Origin of the sequence: Comamonas brasiliensis (assembly GCF_018292285.1) — a bacterium.
GTDB classification, from domain to species: Bacteria; Pseudomonadota; Gammaproteobacteria; order Burkholderiales; family Burkholderiaceae_C; genus Comamonas; species Comamonas brasiliensis.
Genome location: NZ_JAANES010000004.1, coordinates 455,124 through 471,841, shown reverse-complemented (window position 1 = coordinate 471,841; position 16,718 = coordinate 455,124). Strand labels below are relative to the sequence as shown.

Here is a 16,718-nt window from a genome sequence, read left to right as displayed (position 1 = left end):
CGCAAGCAGCAAGAGGTTGACGGCGCAGGTTGCCCCGTAGCGCAGCGAAGGGGACGTGGGCAGCAGGGGCCGGCTCTTTGCCTACTTTCTTGCAGAAGAAAGTAGGTCGGCTGGCGGGGCGAGACCCGCCTTCTGTCCGCCGACAAGGCATGTCCCTGGAAAAAAACTCAAGCCCAATCAGCCTCAAACCCAGGCGCACAAAGCGCCATCAGCTATCAATATTCGAGGCAGATCTTGCCAAAATGCCGGCCTGCGGCCTGGTGCTCAAAGGCCGCCACCATCTGCTCCAGCGGATAGCGGCTGTCGATCACGGGCTTCCAGCCGAAGTTCTCCAGCGCGCGCACCATGTCCTGCTGCTGCTCGCGGCTGCCGACGATCAGGCCCTTGAGGGTTTGCTGCTTGCGCATCATCTCCACCGTGGGCACGGCGCCCGCAAAACCGGTCAGCACGCCAATCAGTGCGATATGTCCGCCCACGGCGCAGGCGCGAATGGACTGGGGCAAGGTGCCGGGGCCGCCGACCTCGACCACGATGTCGGCACCGCGACCGCCGGTGGCGGCCAGCACGGCATCGCCCCATTCGGGGGTTTCCTGGTAGTTGATCACCAGATCGGCCCCCAATGCCTTGAGCTGCTCGGCCTTGGCCGCGCTGGAGGTGGTGGCGATGACGGTAGCACCCATGCTCTTGGCCATCTGCAGCGCAAAAATGGAGACGCCGCCCGTGCCCAGTACCAGCACGGTGTCGCCGGCCTTGAGATGGCCGTCCACCACCAGGGCGCGCCAGGCCGTGAGGCCAGCCGTGGTCAGCGTGGCGGCCTCGGCATGGCTCCACCCCTCGGGGGCGTGGGTAAAGCTGGTGGCGGGCAGGTTCACGAGCTCGCGTGCAAAGCCGTCTACGCCGTCGCCGGGCACGAGCTGGAAGTCGGAGGGCACATGGCGGCCCGACAGCCATTGCGGGAAGAAGGTGGAGACCACGGCATCGCCCACAGCAAATTCCGTCACGCCTGCGCCCACGGCCGTGACCAGGCCTGCCCCATCAGCCATGGGAATGCGGCCGTCGGCCGCCGCGCCGGGACGGCGCACCACGCCCAGGTCGTGGTAGTTGAGCGAGCTGGCGTGAATGCGCACCTGGATCTCGCCTGCAGCAGGCGCCGCAGGTGCGGGCAGCTCGACAAGCTTCAGGTTTTCGAAACCGCCAGGCGCGGCCAGTTGCATGACTTTCATGGGGTGCTCCTCAAGAGGTGAAACAGATGCTGCGCATGGTGCCGTCAATGCGCAGCATCCACCAGTACCAACATATTTGTTGGGTAGTATTAAAAATGTAAGCAATGCATGAATGCGGGTCGGCGCTACGATCTTGGCGTCCAGAACTGCAGCGAGGTGCCCATGAAACGATTGAACAGCAAGAGTGGCTGCGCCGTGGAGGTGACGCTGTCGGTCATGGGCGGCACCTGGAAGCCCATCATCCTGTTCCAGCTGCTGCATGGCAAAAAGCGCTTTGGCGAGCTGAGCCGTGCCATCCCCGGCATCACCCAGCGCATGCTGACACTGCAGCTGCGCGAGCTGGAAGAAGCCGGCATCGTCGAGCGCACGGTGTATGCCGAGGTGCCGCCGCGCGTGGACTATGCGCTGACCGAGTTGGGCCGCAGCCTGCAGCCGGTGCTGATCGCCATGCGCAACTGGGGCATCGCCTACAGCCAGAACTTTGCTCAGGCCGAGCCCATGCATGACGCGGATCAGAACGGCGCAAGCTGCTTGCCGGAATTGAAGCAAAAACAGGCTTGAACGCTTACCCATCAAGCGTAAGCAGCTATCAATTTCAATAATTCAACAACAGAAAGCCCACAGGCAGAAAAAGCCTGCGGGCTTGGCTCTGAAACCGCCGCGCTTACTTGCCGGCGGTCAGCGTGGTGTAGCTGTTGATCAGATTGCGATAGTCGGGGATATGGTTGGAGAACAGAGTCCCCAGCCCCTCGATGTCGTTGCGCCAGTCGCGGTGCAGCTCACAGGCCGCGCCGAACCAGGTCATGAGCTGGGCGCCGGCTTGCTCCATGCGGCTCCAGGCGGCCTGCTGGGTCATGCTGTTGAAGGTGCCCGAGGCATCGGCAATCACGAACACCTCGAAGCCTTCCGCCAGCGCCGAGAGCACGGGGAAAGCCACGCAGACCTCTGTCACCACGCCGGCCACGATGAGCTGCTTCTTGCCCGTTGCCTTGACGGCCTTGACGAAGTCCTCGTTGTCCCAGGCATTGATCTGGCCGGGACGGGCGATATAGGGGGCGGTGGGGAATTTTTCCTTGAGTTCGGGCACCAGAGGTCCGTTGGGGCCGGTCTCGAAGCTGGTGGTCAGAATCGTGGGCAGCTTGAAGTACTCGGCCATGTCGGCCAGGGCCAGCACATTGTTCTTGAACTTGTCGGGGTCGATATCGCGCACCAGGGACAGCAGGCCGGTCTGGTGATCCACCAGCAGCACGGCGGCATTGTCTTTGTCGAGGCGAACGTAAGGCTTTTGGCTCATGGGAATCTCCTTCAAGAGTGGAGGGGGTGAAAGCCGGCGGGCTTGCCCGCCGGTGGGAAAACTCGATACTAGGCAACCCGCTCAGGCGGTTGCGCCAAGGCGCTCAGCCGCCGGAATGCGGCCGAACTGACCGCTGCGGAAGTCCTCCAGCGCCTGCTGGATTTCCTCGTCGCTGTTCATGACGAAGGGGCCGTAGCCGACCACGGGTTCGTCAATCGGCTCGCCCGACAGCCACAGCAACGTGACGTCACTATTGGCTTCCAGATGCACGCTGTCCGCAGCGCGGTCCATGTGCACCAGTTGTCCGGCGCGTGCAATCTCCTGGCCGTTGACCATCAGCGTGCCGTGCAACACCACCAGCGCCAGCGTGTGGCCGGCCCGGGCCTGCAACTCGGTGGAGGCACCGGCGTTCAGCCTCACATCCCAGACATCAATGGGTGTGAAGGTTCTTGCCGGGCCGCGATAGGCGGCCCCTTTGCTGTCAAGGTAGTCACCGGCGATGACACGCAAATGACCCGCACCGTCCGGCAGCGCGACCTGCGGGATGTCGGCATTCAACAGGGTCTGGTAGCCGGGGGCAGACATCTTGTCCCTGGCCGGAAGGTTGACCCACAGCTGCACCATCTCCAGCGGACCGCCGCTCTTGGCAAAGGCTTCGGAGTGGTACTCCTCGTGCAGGATGCCCGAGGCCGCCGTCATCCACTGCACATCGCCGGGGCCAATGGTGCCGCCGGCACCCGTGGAGTCGCGGTGGGCCACCTCGCCCTCATAGACGATGGTCACGGTCTCGAAGCCGCGGTGCGGATGCGTGCCCACGCCGCGCCGCGCCGTGGTGGGCGTGAAGCTCTGGGGACCGGCGTGATCGAGCAGCAGGAATGGGCTCAGTGCCTTGCCGTGGTCGCCATAGCTGAACAGCGAACGCACGGGAAAGCCATTGCCCACCCAGTGGGGACGGGGGGCTTCGTAGACACCCAGAATTTTCTTGAGCATGACATTTCTCCTTGCGGCAGGCCTGCAGTCCCGGTGGTCTCTGCAGGCGTTGAACATGGGAGAAGTATGAATTTGGAACGATGACTTGAGTAGTCCACAATATTCAGCCTCAGAGTTCTATTTTTAAAACGATGAAGCTGCCAGACCTCAACGAGCTCTACTACTTCGCCCAGGTGGTCGAGCATGGTGGATTCGCACCTGCAGGCCGCGCCCTGGGGCTGCCCAAGTCCAAGCTCAGCCGCCGTGTGGCGCTGCTGGAGGAACGCCTGGGCGCGCAGTTGCTGCTGCGCTCCACGCGCAGCTTTGCCGTGACCGAGGTGGGCAAGCGCTACTACCAGCACTGCCGCGCCATGCTGACCGAGGCCGAGGCCGCCGAAGAGTCGGTGGCGCTGGTGCATTCCGAGCCCTGCGGCAAGGTGCGCATGAGCTGTCCCGTGGCCCTGCTGGCCTCACGCGTGGGCCGGATGCTGGGCGAATTCATGCGCCAGTACCCACGCGTGGAGCTCCAAGTGGATGAGACCAACCGGCGCGTTGACGTGATCGGCGAGGGGCTCGATCTGGCCCTGCGCGTACGCCCGCCGCCGCTGCAGGACAGCGATCTGGTGCTGCGCACGCTGGCCGAGCGCCGGCAATGCCTGGTGGCCGCACCCGAGCTGCTGCAGCGCCTGGGCCAGCCCGGCGGGCCCATGGATCTGCCAGCCTGGCCCAGCCTGGACATGGGCGGCGTGCAGGAAACCCACCGCTGGGTGCTGCACGGCCCCGACGCCGTGCGTGCCGAGGTCAGGCACCAGCCAAGGCTGGTGACGCAGTCCATGCTGGCCCTGCGCGACGCGGCCGTGCTGGGTGCTGGCGTGGTGCAACTGCCCAATATGTTTGTGCGCGAGGAACTGCGCAGCGGCACACTGGTGCAGGTGTTGCCGGGCTGGCAGCCGCGGCCCGAGATCATCCACGCCGTCTATGCCTCGCGCCGCGGGCAGCTGCCTGCCGTGCGCGCCCTGCTTGACCATCTGACCCAATCCTTCAGGACCTTGTCGGAAGACTGAGCATCAAAACCACCTCCAGCACTTACTGGGGAAGCGCTTTCAGCTATCGAAACGATAACGAAAGCATCAGCCCAGAGCCGCTTGGATATCGTCTGCCAGCTTCTCGGGCTTGTCCTGGGGAGCGTAGCGGCGTATCACCTGTCCGTCGCGGCCCACAAGGAATTTGGTGAAATTCCATTTGATGGACTTGGTGCCCAGCACGCCCGGCGCTTCGGACGTCAGCCAGCGGTACAACGGATGCGCACCGTCGCCGTTGACCTCGATCTTGTGCATGAGCGGGAAGCTGACGCCGAAGTTCAGCTCGCAAAAGCTCGCGATCTCGTCGTCCGAACCTTTCTCCTGGGCACCGAACTGGTTGCAGGGAAAGCCCAGCACCACCAGGCCCCGGTCCGCATATTGCTCGTGCAGTGCCTGCAATCCCTTGTACTGGGGTGTGAAGCCGCAGGCGCTGGCGGTATTCACGATCAGCAACACCTTGCCCTGGTACTGCGACAGAGGGACGCTGCGCCCCTGGATGTCGGTGGCTTCAAAGTCATAAACGCTGTTTGCCATGCTGCTCTCCCGCCAATGCGAAGCCGCAAGCTTAAGGCAGTCGGCAACTTGTCTCACAGCTAGAAACAACCCTGCATAACCGCGCCACGGAGACAATACCGGGGCTGCGACCATAGAAAAACCGATCCCCGCAAGCAGAGCGCCTGTTTTTTGGGCATTCTTCGCAGTCTTGCCTTCTTGCGGCCCTTGGCGGGCTGCCTTGTCACGTGCGTTTGTCCTTGAACGAATTGAAAGAAAAATGGGTAGCTCAGGCCACAGCTCTGTGGATGCGCGCTCGCGCCAGCACTCTGGGCCAGCGCATTGCGGCCCTGCCCTGGTGGCGTCGCTGGCCGACGCAGCGTGAATGGCTGTGGTTTGCCGCCGCCTTGCCGGTGCTGTTTGTCGTCTATGTGCTGCTGCTGATTCCGTTCACGCCCAGCATCAGCGACATCCGCAAGGCCAAGCTAGAGCAGCCTGCGCAGATTCTGAGCGCCGACGGCAAGCTGATCGGCGAGTTCAAGCGCAGCAACCGCCAGTGGGTGCCGCTGGAGCAGATTTCGCCCGCCGTGGTCAAGGCACTCGTGGCCACCGAAGACCACCGCTTCTACGAGCACCACGGCATGGACTTCACGCGCACCGTGGGGTCGGTCATCCATACGCTGGGCGGCAATCCCCAGGGCGGCTCCACCATCACCCAGCAGCTGGCGCGCAATCTCTACCCCACGGAAATCGGCCGCGCCCGCAATGTGAACCGCAAGCTCAAGGAGGCGATCACGGCCTTCAAGATCGAAGCGCTCTACACCAAGGACGAGATTCTCGAGACCTATCTGAACACCGTTCCCTTTCTCTACAACGCCTATGGCATAGAGATGGCGGCGCGCACCTATTTCGACAAGCCGGCGGCCAGGCTCACGGTGCTGGAAAGCGCCACGCTGGTGGGCATGCTCAAGGGCAATGCCTATTACAACCCGGTGATCAATCCCGACCGCGCGATTGCCCGGCGCAACACCGTGCTGAGCCAGATGGTCAAGCGCGGCGAGCTCAAGGACGATGAGTTCGAGCGCCTCAAGAAGCGCCCCATGCGTCTGGACTTCGAGCGCCAGGAGGAACCCACGGGCATGGCGCCGCATTTTTCCCAGCAACTGCGCAAATGGCTGATCGCCTGGGCCGACAAGAACGACTACAACATCTACACCGACGGTCTGGTGGTGCGCACCACCCTGGACTCACGCCTGCAGAACTGGGCGCAGCAGGCCGTGAACCGCCAGATGCAAACGCTGCAGGGCATTGCCAACAACAACTGGAGCCACCGCGACGGCTGGAGCGCCGAGAACGCCCTGGTACTGCAGCTGGTGCGCGAGACGGAGGCCTTCCGCAAGCTCGCCAGAAGCGGCAAGCCTTCCGATATCAGCGAAGAAGAAGCGCTCAAGAAGCTGCTGGCCGACAAGACCTTCATGAGGCAGCTGCGCGAGGACAAGACCCGCGTGCAGGCCGGCTTTCTGGCCATAGACCCGCGCACCTCGGCCGTGCTGGCCTGGGTGGGCAGCCGCGACTATGCCCAGGATGCATTCGACCATGTGGCCCAGGCGCGTCGCCAGCCCGGCTCCACCTTCAAGCCCTTTGTCTATGGTGCGGCCCTGCAGCGCGGCGCCAGGCCCGACGACACGCGCAAGGACGAAGCCGTGGAAATCCAGTTGCCCGGCGGCGAGGTATGGCGGCCCAGCGATGCCGTCGAGCCCACCGGCGTGCCCATGAAACTCAGCGATGCGCTGGCCTATTCCAAGAACACCATCACGGCCGAGCTGGGCCAGGAAGTGGGCATGGACCGCGTCATCAAGCTGGCCCGCGCTCTGGGCGTGCGCCAGAGCCCCCTGGAGCCAGTACCTTCGCTGGCGCTGGGCTCCAGCCCCGTCACGCTGCTGGAAATGGTCAACGCCTACGGCAGCATTGCCAACTCCGGCCACTACACTCCGCCCCAGTTGGTCACCCGTATCGAGAATGCCGACGGCGAGCTGCTGGCCGAATTCACCCCTCCCAAGCCCGATCAGGTCTGGGACGAGGAGGAGAACTACGGTCTGCTGGAGATGATGCGCGCCGTGATCGACAAGGGCACGGGCCGCGCGATTCGCAAGCAATACGGCATTCGCGCCGATGTGGCCGGCAAGACCGGCACCACCCAGGGCAATGCGGACGGCTGGTTCATCCTCATGCACCCGCAGATCGTGGCCGGTGCCTGGGCCGGCTTCAACGATGCGCGCATCACGCTCAAGAGCGACCAGTGGGGCCAGGGTTCGCGCAGCGCCCTGCCCATGGTGGGCGACTTCATGTCGCGCGCCCTGCGCTCCCCCTTGCTCAATGCCAAGGCAAGATTCACTGAACCCAACACCAGCCACTGGTGGAGCGATCTGGTGGGCCGTCTGCGCGACAGGCTGCAGGAATGGAGCGGGCCGGCAGACGAGGACCATTCAGCGCCGACGACTCCCGCACATCCAGCACCCAACAGGAGCAATGGCAGCGAGGTCGACATCATCGAGAGCACACCCGCAGCGCCGCCCTCGACCGCCGTCCAGCCGGCGCCTGCCGACAGCAGCGCCCAGCCGCCTGATCTGGACAGCAGCCCCGGGCTGGCGCCAGGCGAAATGATGCCGGCGCCGGCCAGAACCCCCGCGCCTTCAAGCTGGAGCGATATAGGTACACCGCTGCCGCCAGCGGCGCCACTGAATGCGCCGCAGGACAACCAATAGCGCGGTTTTCAGCCACATGCCCTACTGGGCTGTCGAATAACTGGTCCAATTGCAGACCGATACCCGCCAGCAGGTCTCCCACCAGGAGGCCGCTGGCGGATTTGTTTTCGCCGGGCATGAAACCCACATGCCGAAAGCGCTGCGCCGACCCGGAGCCGACATGACCGCCAATACGCCAACCATCGTCACCTTTGCCATCTACCTGCTGGGCATGCTGCTCATAGGCTGGGCGGGGTACAAAGCCACGTCCAACCTGTCCGACTACATTCTGGGCGGGCGCAGTCTGGGCTCGGTGGTCACGGCCCTGTCGGCCGGGGCATCGGACATGAGCGGCTGGCTGCTGATGGGCCTGCCCGGGGCGGTGTTTGCCACCGGCCTGTCGGCCTCGTGGATCGCCATCGGCCTGTGCATCGGTGCCTGGCTCAACTGGCGCTTTGTCGCGGCACGCCTGCGCGTCTATACAGAGAAGGTGGGCAATGCGCTGACCCTGCCCGACTACTTCACCAATCGCTTCGAGGACGGCAGCAGCCTGCTGCGCATCGTCACTGCGCTGGTGATTCTTGTGTTCTTCACCGTCTACTGCGCCTCCGGCGTGGTCGCCGGCGCCCGCTTGTTCGAATCCATGTTCGGCATGGACTACCAGACCGCCCTGTGGGTGGGTGCCGTGGCCACCATGGCCTATGTTTTCATCGGCGGCTTTCTGGCCGTGAGCTGGACCGACACCATCCAGGCCTCGCTGATGATCACCGCACTGATCCTCGCGCCGCTGATGGTGATCTATGCCGACGGCGGCGTGGGTGCCAGCGCGGCCATCATAGAAACCGCCCGCACCGGCGCCTTCGACATGTTCAAGGGCCAGGGGGCGATTGCCATCATCTCCTTGCTGGCCTGGGGTCTCGGCTACTTCGGCCAGCCCCACATTCTGGTGCGCTTCATGGCGGCCGAGTCGATCAGGACCATTCCCAACGCACGCCGCATCGGCATGACCTGGATGGTGCTGTGCCTGGGCGGCGCCGTGGCCGTGGGCTTCTTCGGCATTGCATTCTTTGCCAGCCGCCCCGATATCGCGGTGAACGTCAATGGCAACCACGAGCTGGTGTTCCTGGAAGTCGCCAAGCTGCTGTTCAACCCCTGGATCAGCGGCGTGCTGCTGGCCGCCGTGCTGGCCGCCGTGATGAGCACCCTGTCCTGCCAGCTGCTGGTCTGCTCCAGCGCCCTCACCCAGGATATCTACAAGACCTTTCTGCACAGGAACGCCAGCCAGAAGCAGCTGGTCTGGTTTGGCCGCGCCATGGTGTTCGCGATTGCCGTGATTGCCATCCTCATCGCGCAGGACCCCAAGGCCAAGGTGCTAGGCATGGTCAGCAATGCCTGGGCCGGCTTCGGCGCCGCCTTCGGCCCGCTGGTGCTGATCTCGCTGCTCTGGGCCCGCATGACACGCAACGGCGCCCTGGCCGGCATGGTCGTGGGCGCGGTCACGGTGCTGGTCTGGCAGCATTACCAGTGGTTCAAGCTCTATGAAATCGTTCCCGGGTTTGCGTTGTCTGCTATTGCTATCGTAGTAGTCAGCCTGCTGGACAAAGCGCCTTCGGCCACGATTGCAGCCAAGCACCGCGAGGTGGAAGCCGAAATCGCCGCCCACGGCGAATAAGCAGCTTGGACTGCTGCGCCAAGGCCCTGCCCGGCCATGCCGGCAGGGCCTTTTTGTTGCCGAAACTGCCGGGACGAGGAAGCCGAAAGAGCCCAGGCAGCCGCCCCGGTAACTGCACAAAAAATAGGCGCAACTTGCATTTTCAGGGCCTATCCGTCACACTTACGGGTCGAAATTTCAGGCATTACCTGAGATTCTGAAAGGTTTAGTGAATGCTCAAGGCCGCTGCAGCCAAGGTATATCAGACGGGTTTAGCGTTGATGCTGGGTGCCGCTTTTGCGCTGGCATCCCCTGCGGCTTTGGCGCGCAAAGCGCCCGAAGTCGGTGTCGCCGTTTCCGGTTTTGAGACCGTGAGCCTGGCCGACCTGCCCCGCGAAGGCCGCACCACCTATGGTCGCATCCTGCAAGGCGGGCCGTTCTCGAACGACAAGGACGGCTCGGTATTCGGCAACCGTGAGCGCATACTTCCGCGCCAGGCCAGAGGCTACTACCGTGAATACACGGTGCGCACGCCGGGCGCGAGAAACCGGGGTGCGCGGCGCATCGTCTGCGGCGGCTTGCAGCCCCAGGTGCCCGATGCCTGCTTCTACACGGGCGACCACTACAACAGCTTTCAGCAGATCGTTCAATGACATTCAAAGACGCTCTGCAGGCCCGCCATACAGCGGCTCTTGACCTCTTAAATTCCGCAGCGGCGGTTTGCGCAGATAGCCTACAGCGCTGTCAGTACCGCCTCTGCCACCAGTTTTGATGTTTTTAGAAAGAATCACGGAGATGGACACGCCACTTCGTAAGCCCTCGGAAACACCGTTGCGCAATGTTCGCCCGAACATCGTGCAATCCATTCGTGCCTTCCGCATACCTGATCTTCAGGCCGCAGCCGAGGCGCTGGGCTCCCATTTCCTGTATGCCAATCTGGCCCATGCCCAGACCAAGGCCGATGTGTTCGAGCTGCTGTCCACCCAGTTCTACCTGCCGGCGCACTTTGGCAAGAACTGGGATGCACTGTATGACTGCATGACCGAGCCGATCAACAAATCGGGCCCCCAGCCCGGTTTTGTGGTGGTGCTCGACCAGATCCCGACCACTCCCAAATTCGACAAGGAAGTGCGCGAGCAGCTGCTGGACGTGTTCCGCGACACCGCAGACTTCTGGGCAGAACGCAAGATCTCCTTCCGCTGCTTCTACTCCTTCCTGTAAGCCCTGGCGGCTTGCCCCCTGCACAAAGCGCCCGTCTTGAATACGGGCGTTTTTGCTTTCAGCGCCAGAGGCTCAGGCCGTTCTGCCCTGGGCTGCAGCCTTCTGCTGCATCCACTTGCCCATCGCAATCACCAGCACGGCGCCACAGGCCGCCGCCGCGTAATGCGCCCAGGGATTGACCTCTACAAAGCCTTCGAGCAGATGGTCGCTGGTGATGGTTTCGCCGGCCACCCAGCCGATCAGTGCAGCCCCCAGAGTGACGATCACCGGGAAGCGCTCCATCAGCTTGATCATCAGCGTGGAGCCGAAGATGACCAGCGGAATGCTGATGGCCAGGCCCAGGACCAGCAGCAGCATGTCGCCGCCTGCCGCCGCCGCCACGGCAATCACATTGTCCAGGCTCATGACCAGATCGGCGAGCAAGATGGTGCGAACAGCAGCCATCATGCCCTGCCTGGCCACGCTGCCGGAATCCTCCGCTTCATCTTCGCCCTTGAGCAGGCCCACGCCTATCCACAGCAGCAGCAGGCCGCCGATGACTTCCACAAACGGCAGCTGCATCAGCTTGGCCGCCACTACCGTCAGGGCAATACGCAGCACCACGGCAGCGCCGGAGCCGAGCATGACCGCCTTTTTCTGCTGCTCGGGCGGCAGCCCGCGTGCGGCCAGGGCGATGACCACCGCGTTGTCGCCCGAGAGGATGATGTTGATCCAGACAATCTTGAACAAGCCGATCCAGAAATCGGCACCGAGCATGACATCCATGGGAAGAGTTTCCTGAGTTCTTGGTCCGTTGCCACTTGAACGGACGAACGCCCCGGGCTGCACCGCCGGGAGCTATCCATGCAGGAAAGTTTAGCCAACTGGCTCTGGCGGCCGCTGCCGGCGTATTGCTTCTGGCGTCATGGGAATTGCGGACCGTGCAAGGCACTGCAAGCGCCTCAAATTACCAGTTTTCAGTGATAGGCAAGCCACTGGATCTCGGTGACAGTACGCCACAATACCAGCGGTACCCCACACAATATGGCAGAGACATTCTCCCTACCCACCGAGTCCATCCTCCCCAGCCCCTTGCTCGTGGTGGAGGATGAGCCGCTGATCCGCAACAGGCTGGAAAGCATTTTGCGCGGCCTCGGGTATGCGGATGATGCTCTCATTTTTTGCGGAACCCTGAAACAGGCACGAGCGCAGCTGGCGGAGCATCCGGTGGCCATGGCGCTGGTGGACCTGGGACTTCCCGACGGCAGCGGAATCGACCTGATCAGCCAGCTGCGTGCCGCAGACCCCGGAATGGGCATTCTGGTCATCTCGGCCTGGAGCACCGAGGACGCCATTCTTTCGGCGCTGCGCGCCGGGGCCAACGGCTATGTGCTCAAGGAGCGCGACGACCTGGAAGTCACGCTGTCCATCCGCAGCGTGCTGCGCGGCGGCGCCCCCATCGACCCGTTCATTGCACGGCGCATCATTGCCGAGCTGCAGCCGGCCCAGCCCACGGAAGCGCACAAGGCGATGCCGCCCGAGGCCGCACTCAGCGCCCGCGAAATCCAGATCCTCAAGCTGGTGGCCGATGGCATGACCAACAGGGAGATCGCAGAGTCGCTCTTTCTCTCGCGCTACACGGTGGAATGCCATGTGAAAAACATCTACCGCAAGCTGGCCGTGCCTTCTCGCACCAAGGCGGTCAGCGAGGCCCGTGCGCGCGGTTTGCTGATCTGAATGCCCGAGCGGACGGCTCTCATGCTCCGCCTGATATTTGCGCTCATCCTGGGATGGAGCTGCAGCATGGCCTGGGCACAGGAGACCAAGCCTCAAGACCTGCGCTGCGAGCCCCGCATCGTGGCCCGCCAATCGGCCAAGGCCTTTCCCGAAGGGCCTCCGCCCGATGCAGCCCTGCTGCAGTGGGTGGACGTGCCGCCGCTGGACGACTGGAGCCAGCGCTGGCCCGGCTATGACGGTGCCGCCTGGTACCGCATCGACTGGGAAAGCCGTTGCGGGCACGACCAACCCGTGGCTCTGGCCGTCATCAATATGGTGATGGCGGGCGAGGTGTTCGTGAATTCGGAGCTGATCTGGCGCGACCAGTCGCTGGTGGAGCCCCTGAGCCGCAGCTGGAACATGCCGCGCTACTGGCTGCTGCCCAAGGCACTGCTCAAGGAGCAAGGCAATAGCATCTGGGTGCGCATCCATGGAATCAGCAGCCAGACGCCGGGCCTGGGACGGCTGCGCCTGGGAGACCCCGCCGAGCTGGAGCAATGGACAGCACAGGCTACCTGGAGCCTGCGCACCATCTATGTGGTCTGCATCACGGTCAGCCTGGTGCTGTGCCTGCTGTTTGCATTTGCCTGGCTCCACCATCGCCACCAGAAACTCTATGGCTGGTACGCACTCAATCTGCTGTGCTGGGCACTGATGCTGTGCTTCATCGTCATGACGGATCCCTGGCCTTTTGCCAGCACGCAGGCCTTCGCCCGAGGCAATTTGCTGATTTTCATCGCCTTTACCTACACGTTCTGCATTTTTGCGCTGCGTTTTGCAGAGTTGAGCCTGAAGAAACTGGAGCGCATGCTGACCGGCATGTGCAGCCTGTGCGCCGTGCTCGCCCTGACCTTGCCCGAGGCACAGATGGCGCTGAGCCAGGCCATCTGGCTGCTGATGTTCTGTCTTTGCGCTCTGGTCTGCCTGCTGTTTCCGCTGCGTGCGCTGCAGACGCGCACGCCGGCCCACATCATTTTCAGTCTCTGCTTCGTGCTCTACCTGGCCATCGGCGTGCACGACCTGCTGCTGCTGACCAAGGCCCTGGATCACAATCTGACGCTGATTCCCTACACCACCTTGATGAGCATGCTGGTGATCGCCTGGTTGCTGGGGCGACAGATCGTCAAGAACATGCGCCACATCGAGCGCTTCAATCACGAGCTCAGCCTCACGGTCACCCAGGCCTGCGATGACCTGAGCCAGACTCTGGAGAGAGAGCACCACCTGGCTCTGAGCCACTCCCGCCTGCAGGAGCGGCTGCGCATTTCCCAGGATCTGCACGATGGGCTGGGAGGCTCTCTGGTGCGCTCCATTGCGCTGGTCGAGCAAAGCAGCACTCCCTTGCCCAATGCCCAGGTGCTGTCCATGCTCAAGCTGATGCGTGACGACCTGCGCCAGATGATTGATACCGGCACCAGCGCCGCCATCCAGGTTCCAGAGACACCCGTGCAATGGCTGGCACCGCTGCGCCACCGCTTTGCAAGGCTGTTCGAGGAGCTGGACATTCAGGTGAAATGGAGCCTGCCCGCCTACTGGACTCACGCACCCAGCCCCATCCAGTGTCTGACGCTGACCCGCGTGCTGGAAGAGGCTTTGACCAATGTCGTCAAGCACAGCCGCGCCAGCCAGGTAGAAGTTCGGCTGGAGATTCCTGATTCCAGGGAGTTGCAGTTGCAGATCGAGGACAACGGCACAGGCTTTGACCTCGACAGCACCCAGATCAACAGCATGGGCGTAGGTATGCGCAGCATGCTGGCGCGTCTGGAGCGCCTGCAGGGCACTCTGGTCATACAGTCCCGCCCCGGCCGCACCGAGCTGCGCGCCAGCCTGCCGCTGCTCGGCAAGGTGCAACGCCACACCGAGGTACAGAGTGCCATGCCGTCGGCACAGAGCGTGCTGTAACTGCGCTAAGCTTTCTGCATGCCCCTGCTTATCGACGGAACACCGCATGAAGACGGCATCTTCACCCTTCAACTGACGTCAGGTGCACCGCACAGACTCAAAACCAGCCTCGGTCAGGGCAGTCTGAGCCTGGGCCCCGAGAAGCTGCTGAAAACCGCCGACCTGCGGCTGCCAGTAGACGCCTGCGTGCTCTGGCACTGCTTTGACCCCTTTGCCACGCCTGCCGGCTCGCCCTGGCCGCGCAGCTTTTACTACACGGGCAATGACCACGGTTTTTTCACATGGTCGCAGTTGCGCCCTATCGAAAACTTCAGCTGGTACCCGCAGCTGCAGCAAGACGTGCATATCGACGCCAGCCAGTCACAGATTCGCGAGCTGAGCATTCATCTGCAGGCCGGCCATCAAGGCCATATCCACCTGAAGCTGCCGCAGCAGGGCATGCACCTTCATCTGCAGGGCAATCTGGAGCAAATCACCGTCACAGCAGGCCTGCCTGAAAGCCTGAGTCTGAGCCCGGCCACCAGCAAGAACCCGGCCGACAAGGCCTTCCAGCTGCCCGACATGGGCTGCCTGAAACAGGTCGGTACGCTGGAGCTGCGCAACGGTGCGGGTAGACAAGCTGTTTCGCTGCAGAATCTGCTGCAATTTTCGAAGCTGGATTCGCTTTCCCTGTGGGGAAATCACAGCGACTTGGCCCAGCTTTCTTCATGCACGCAGCTCAGGGCGCTATCACTGCGTTTTATGCGCCATCTGTCGGAGCTTCCTGCGCTGCAGGCCTGGCCGCAACTGGACTCCTTCATCGCCTACAACGTGGAAGAAGCTGCTGGAAAACGCCTGCGCCAGCAGCTCAAGGAGCGCACCAGGGCACGACCCTGGGCCGGCTACATATCCGTCAGCCAGCTACGCAAGCCCGAATGGTGGACCAAGGAATATGGGCGGCCATTTGCAGGCTGGCCCGCAGCCCGCGCCAGGATCGCGCATGCGGCTTACGACCTGGCCGAACAGGAGATCGGCACGGCCAGCAGCCTTGACCATGTACAAGCTGCACTGACGACCTTTACCGCCCGCTTCAACACGGTCAAAGGCATTGAGACCAGCGAACGCGAAGACCTGGGACTGGCCGTGCAGCAGCTGGCACAACTGCCTGCGGCGCTGGCTCTGAAGCTGACGCATGAGCAGGCCGGGCAATGGTTTGACGAGAACCGCGATTACTGAGCGGCTGCGGGATCGACCTGCGCAATGATGCCGCCGCCCAGGCAGACATCGCCGTCATAGAGCACGGCGGACTGACCAGGGGTGACAGCCCATTGCGCTTCGGGGAAGTCCAGGCGGAAGCCCGCCTCGGAAGCCTGGGAAATCAGCGCCGGGGAATCCGGCTGGCGGTAGCGGGTCTTGGAACCGTAGGCCTTGCCCTCTGCCGGGGCATGGCCGGCCACCCAGCTGACCTGATCGGCCAGCAGCGCATGCGACAGCAGCAGCGGATGGTCATGGCCCTGCACCACGCGCAGAATGTTCTTGTCCATTTCCTTGCGCGCCACAAACCAGGGCGCATGGTCGCCCGCACCACGGGCAGCACCCTTTTCCTTGACGCCGCCAATGCCCAGACCTGAACGCTGCCCCAGCGTGTAGAAGGACAGGCCCACATGCTTGCCCAGCTTGCGGTTGCGGTCGTCCAGGATCGGTCCCGGCTCCTTGCTGATGTAGCGGTTCAGGAAGTCGCGGAACGGGCGCTCGCCGATGAAGCAGATGCCCGTCGAGTCCTTCTTCCTGGCGTTGGGCAGGCCGATCTCCTCGGCAATGCGGCGCACCTCGGTCTTGTGCAGCTCGCCCACGGGAAACATGGCCTTGGACAACTGGGCCTGGTTCAGCCGATGCAGAAAATAGCTCTGATCCTTGCTGTTATCCAGACCTTTGAGCAGCTCGAACAGCTGGGTGGACGGATTCTGGCGCACACGTGCGTAGTGGCCGGTGGCAATCTTCTCGGCGCCCAGGCGCATGGCGTGGTCGAGGAAGGCCTTGAACTTGATCTCCGCATTGCACAGCACGTCCGGATTGGGCGTGCGACCTGCCTGGTACTCGCGCAGGAACTCGGCAAACACGCGATCCTTGTAGTCGGCGGCGAAGTTCACGTGCTCGATCTCGATGCCGATCACGTCGGCCACGGCCGCCGCATCGACAAAATCGATATTCGACGAGCAGTATTCGCTGTCGTCGTCATCTTCCCAGTTCTTCATGAAGATGCCGACGACCTCATGGCCCTGCTGTTTGAGAAGATAGGCGGTGACGGCGGAATCCACACCACCCGACAAACCCACCACGACACGCTGCTTGTTGCTCATAGGTATGCGATTATCCCAGCGCCCGTCAACTGCTGCGGGCGTGAGG

15 protein-coding genes are annotated in these 16,718 nt (G+C 63.1%); 9 read left to right on the top strand and 6 right to left on the bottom strand.

Translation table 11 applies throughout. From position 1 onward, the window contains the following. Positions 1–215: 215 nt before the first annotated feature. Positions 216–1,223 (bottom strand): zinc-dependent alcohol dehydrogenase family protein, encoded by a 1,008-nt coding sequence (locus DJFAAGMI_RS18585; RefSeq protein ID WP_211458247.1) that lies wholly within the window; start codon positions 1,221–1,223, stop codon positions 216–218. 162 nt (positions 1,224–1,385) lie between these two features. On the opposite strand from DJFAAGMI_RS18585, the gene DJFAAGMI_RS18580 reads away from it, so the two are divergent. Continuing rightward, positions 1,386–1,784, top strand: coding sequence for a winged helix-turn-helix transcriptional regulator (locus DJFAAGMI_RS18580; RefSeq protein ID WP_211458246.1), 399 nt, complete (start codon positions 1,386–1,388; stop codon positions 1,782–1,784). 103 nt (positions 1,785–1,887) lie between these two features. Here the strand turns inward: DJFAAGMI_RS18580 and ycaC are convergent, their stop codons facing one another. Next, positions 1,888–2,517, bottom strand: coding sequence for an isochorismate family cysteine hydrolase YcaC (gene ycaC, locus DJFAAGMI_RS18575; protein WP_043004615.1), 630 nt, complete (start codon positions 2,515–2,517; stop codon positions 1,888–1,890). 81 nt (positions 2,518–2,598) lie between these two features. Continuing rightward, the gene (locus DJFAAGMI_RS18570) at positions 2,599–3,507 is read right to left on the bottom strand and encodes a pirin family protein (protein ID WP_211458245.1); all 909 of its coding nucleotides are present in this window, start codon (positions 3,505–3,507) and stop codon (positions 2,599–2,601) included. A gap of 131 nt (positions 3,508–3,638) precedes the next feature. Between DJFAAGMI_RS18570 and DJFAAGMI_RS18565 the strand changes: the two genes are divergently transcribed. Beyond that, positions 3,639–4,550, top strand: a complete 912-nt coding sequence (locus tag DJFAAGMI_RS18565; protein ID WP_211458244.1) for a LysR family transcriptional regulator — start codon at positions 3,639–3,641, stop codon at positions 4,548–4,550. A gap of 66 nt (positions 4,551–4,616) precedes the next feature. Here DJFAAGMI_RS18565 and DJFAAGMI_RS18560 read toward each other — a convergent pair whose 3' ends face one another. Then, a complete protein-coding gene (locus DJFAAGMI_RS18560) occupies positions 4,617–5,102 on the bottom strand; it encodes a glutathione peroxidase (protein ID WP_043004613.1) in 486 nt (161 codons plus the stop codon). Between the two features lie 266 nt (positions 5,103–5,368). On the opposite strand from DJFAAGMI_RS18560, the gene DJFAAGMI_RS18555 reads away from it, so the two are divergent. The 4 genes from DJFAAGMI_RS18555 (at position 5,369) to DJFAAGMI_RS18540 (ending at position 10,676) form a co-directional block, all read left to right on the top strand. Beyond that, a complete protein-coding gene (locus tag DJFAAGMI_RS18555) occupies positions 5,369–7,825 on the top strand; it encodes a penicillin-binding protein 1A (RefSeq protein WP_211458411.1) in 2,457 nt (818 codons plus the stop codon). A gap of 127 nt (positions 7,826–7,952) precedes the next feature. Beyond that, positions 7,953–9,476 (top strand): sodium/proline symporter PutP, encoded by a 1,524-nt coding sequence (gene putP, locus DJFAAGMI_RS18550; RefSeq protein ID WP_043004685.1) that lies wholly within the window; start codon positions 7,953–7,955, stop codon positions 9,474–9,476. 212 nt (positions 9,477–9,688) lie between these two features. Further along, entirely contained in the window at positions 9,689–10,108 is a 420-nt protein-coding gene (locus DJFAAGMI_RS18545; RefSeq protein WP_211458243.1) for a guanyl-specific ribonuclease, read from the top strand. Positions 10,109–10,250: 142 nt separating this feature from the next. Beyond that, a complete protein-coding gene (locus DJFAAGMI_RS18540; RefSeq protein WP_029158432.1) occupies positions 10,251–10,676 on the top strand; it encodes a barstar family protein in 426 nt (141 codons plus the stop codon). A 72-nt stretch (positions 10,677–10,748) separates the two neighbouring features. Here DJFAAGMI_RS18540 and DJFAAGMI_RS18535 read toward each other — a convergent pair whose 3' ends face one another. Next, entirely contained in the window at positions 10,749–11,441 is a 693-nt protein-coding gene (locus DJFAAGMI_RS18535; RefSeq protein ID WP_003060272.1) for a TerC family protein, read from the bottom strand. A 258-nt stretch (positions 11,442–11,699) separates the two neighbouring features. Here DJFAAGMI_RS18535 and DJFAAGMI_RS18530 point away from each other — a divergent pair, with 258 nt between their 5' ends. From DJFAAGMI_RS18530 to DJFAAGMI_RS18520, 3 genes are read left to right on the top strand one after another with little or no spacing between them, the layout of a single operon-like run. Next, positions 11,700–12,392: a LuxR C-terminal-related transcriptional regulator gene (locus DJFAAGMI_RS18530; protein WP_043004610.1), complete on the top strand. Its 693-nt coding sequence runs from the start codon at positions 11,700–11,702 to the stop codon at positions 12,390–12,392. Next, complete coding sequence (locus DJFAAGMI_RS18525; protein ID WP_211458242.1) at positions 12,393–14,333, top strand: sensor histidine kinase; 1,941 nt, start codon at positions 12,393–12,395, stop codon at positions 14,331–14,333. It begins immediately after the preceding gene. An 18-nt stretch (positions 14,334–14,351) separates the two neighbouring features. After that, a complete protein-coding gene (locus DJFAAGMI_RS18520; protein WP_211458241.1) occupies positions 14,352–15,548 on the top strand; it encodes a transcriptional regulator in 1,197 nt (398 codons plus the stop codon). Here DJFAAGMI_RS18520 and mnmA read toward each other — a convergent pair. Next, a complete protein-coding gene (gene mnmA, locus DJFAAGMI_RS18515) occupies positions 15,542–16,672 on the bottom strand; it encodes a tRNA 2-thiouridine(34) synthase MnmA (protein WP_211458240.1) in 1,131 nt (376 codons plus the stop codon). The genes DJFAAGMI_RS18520 and mnmA overlap by 7 nt on opposite strands. Positions 16,673–16,718 lie beyond the last annotated feature (46 nt).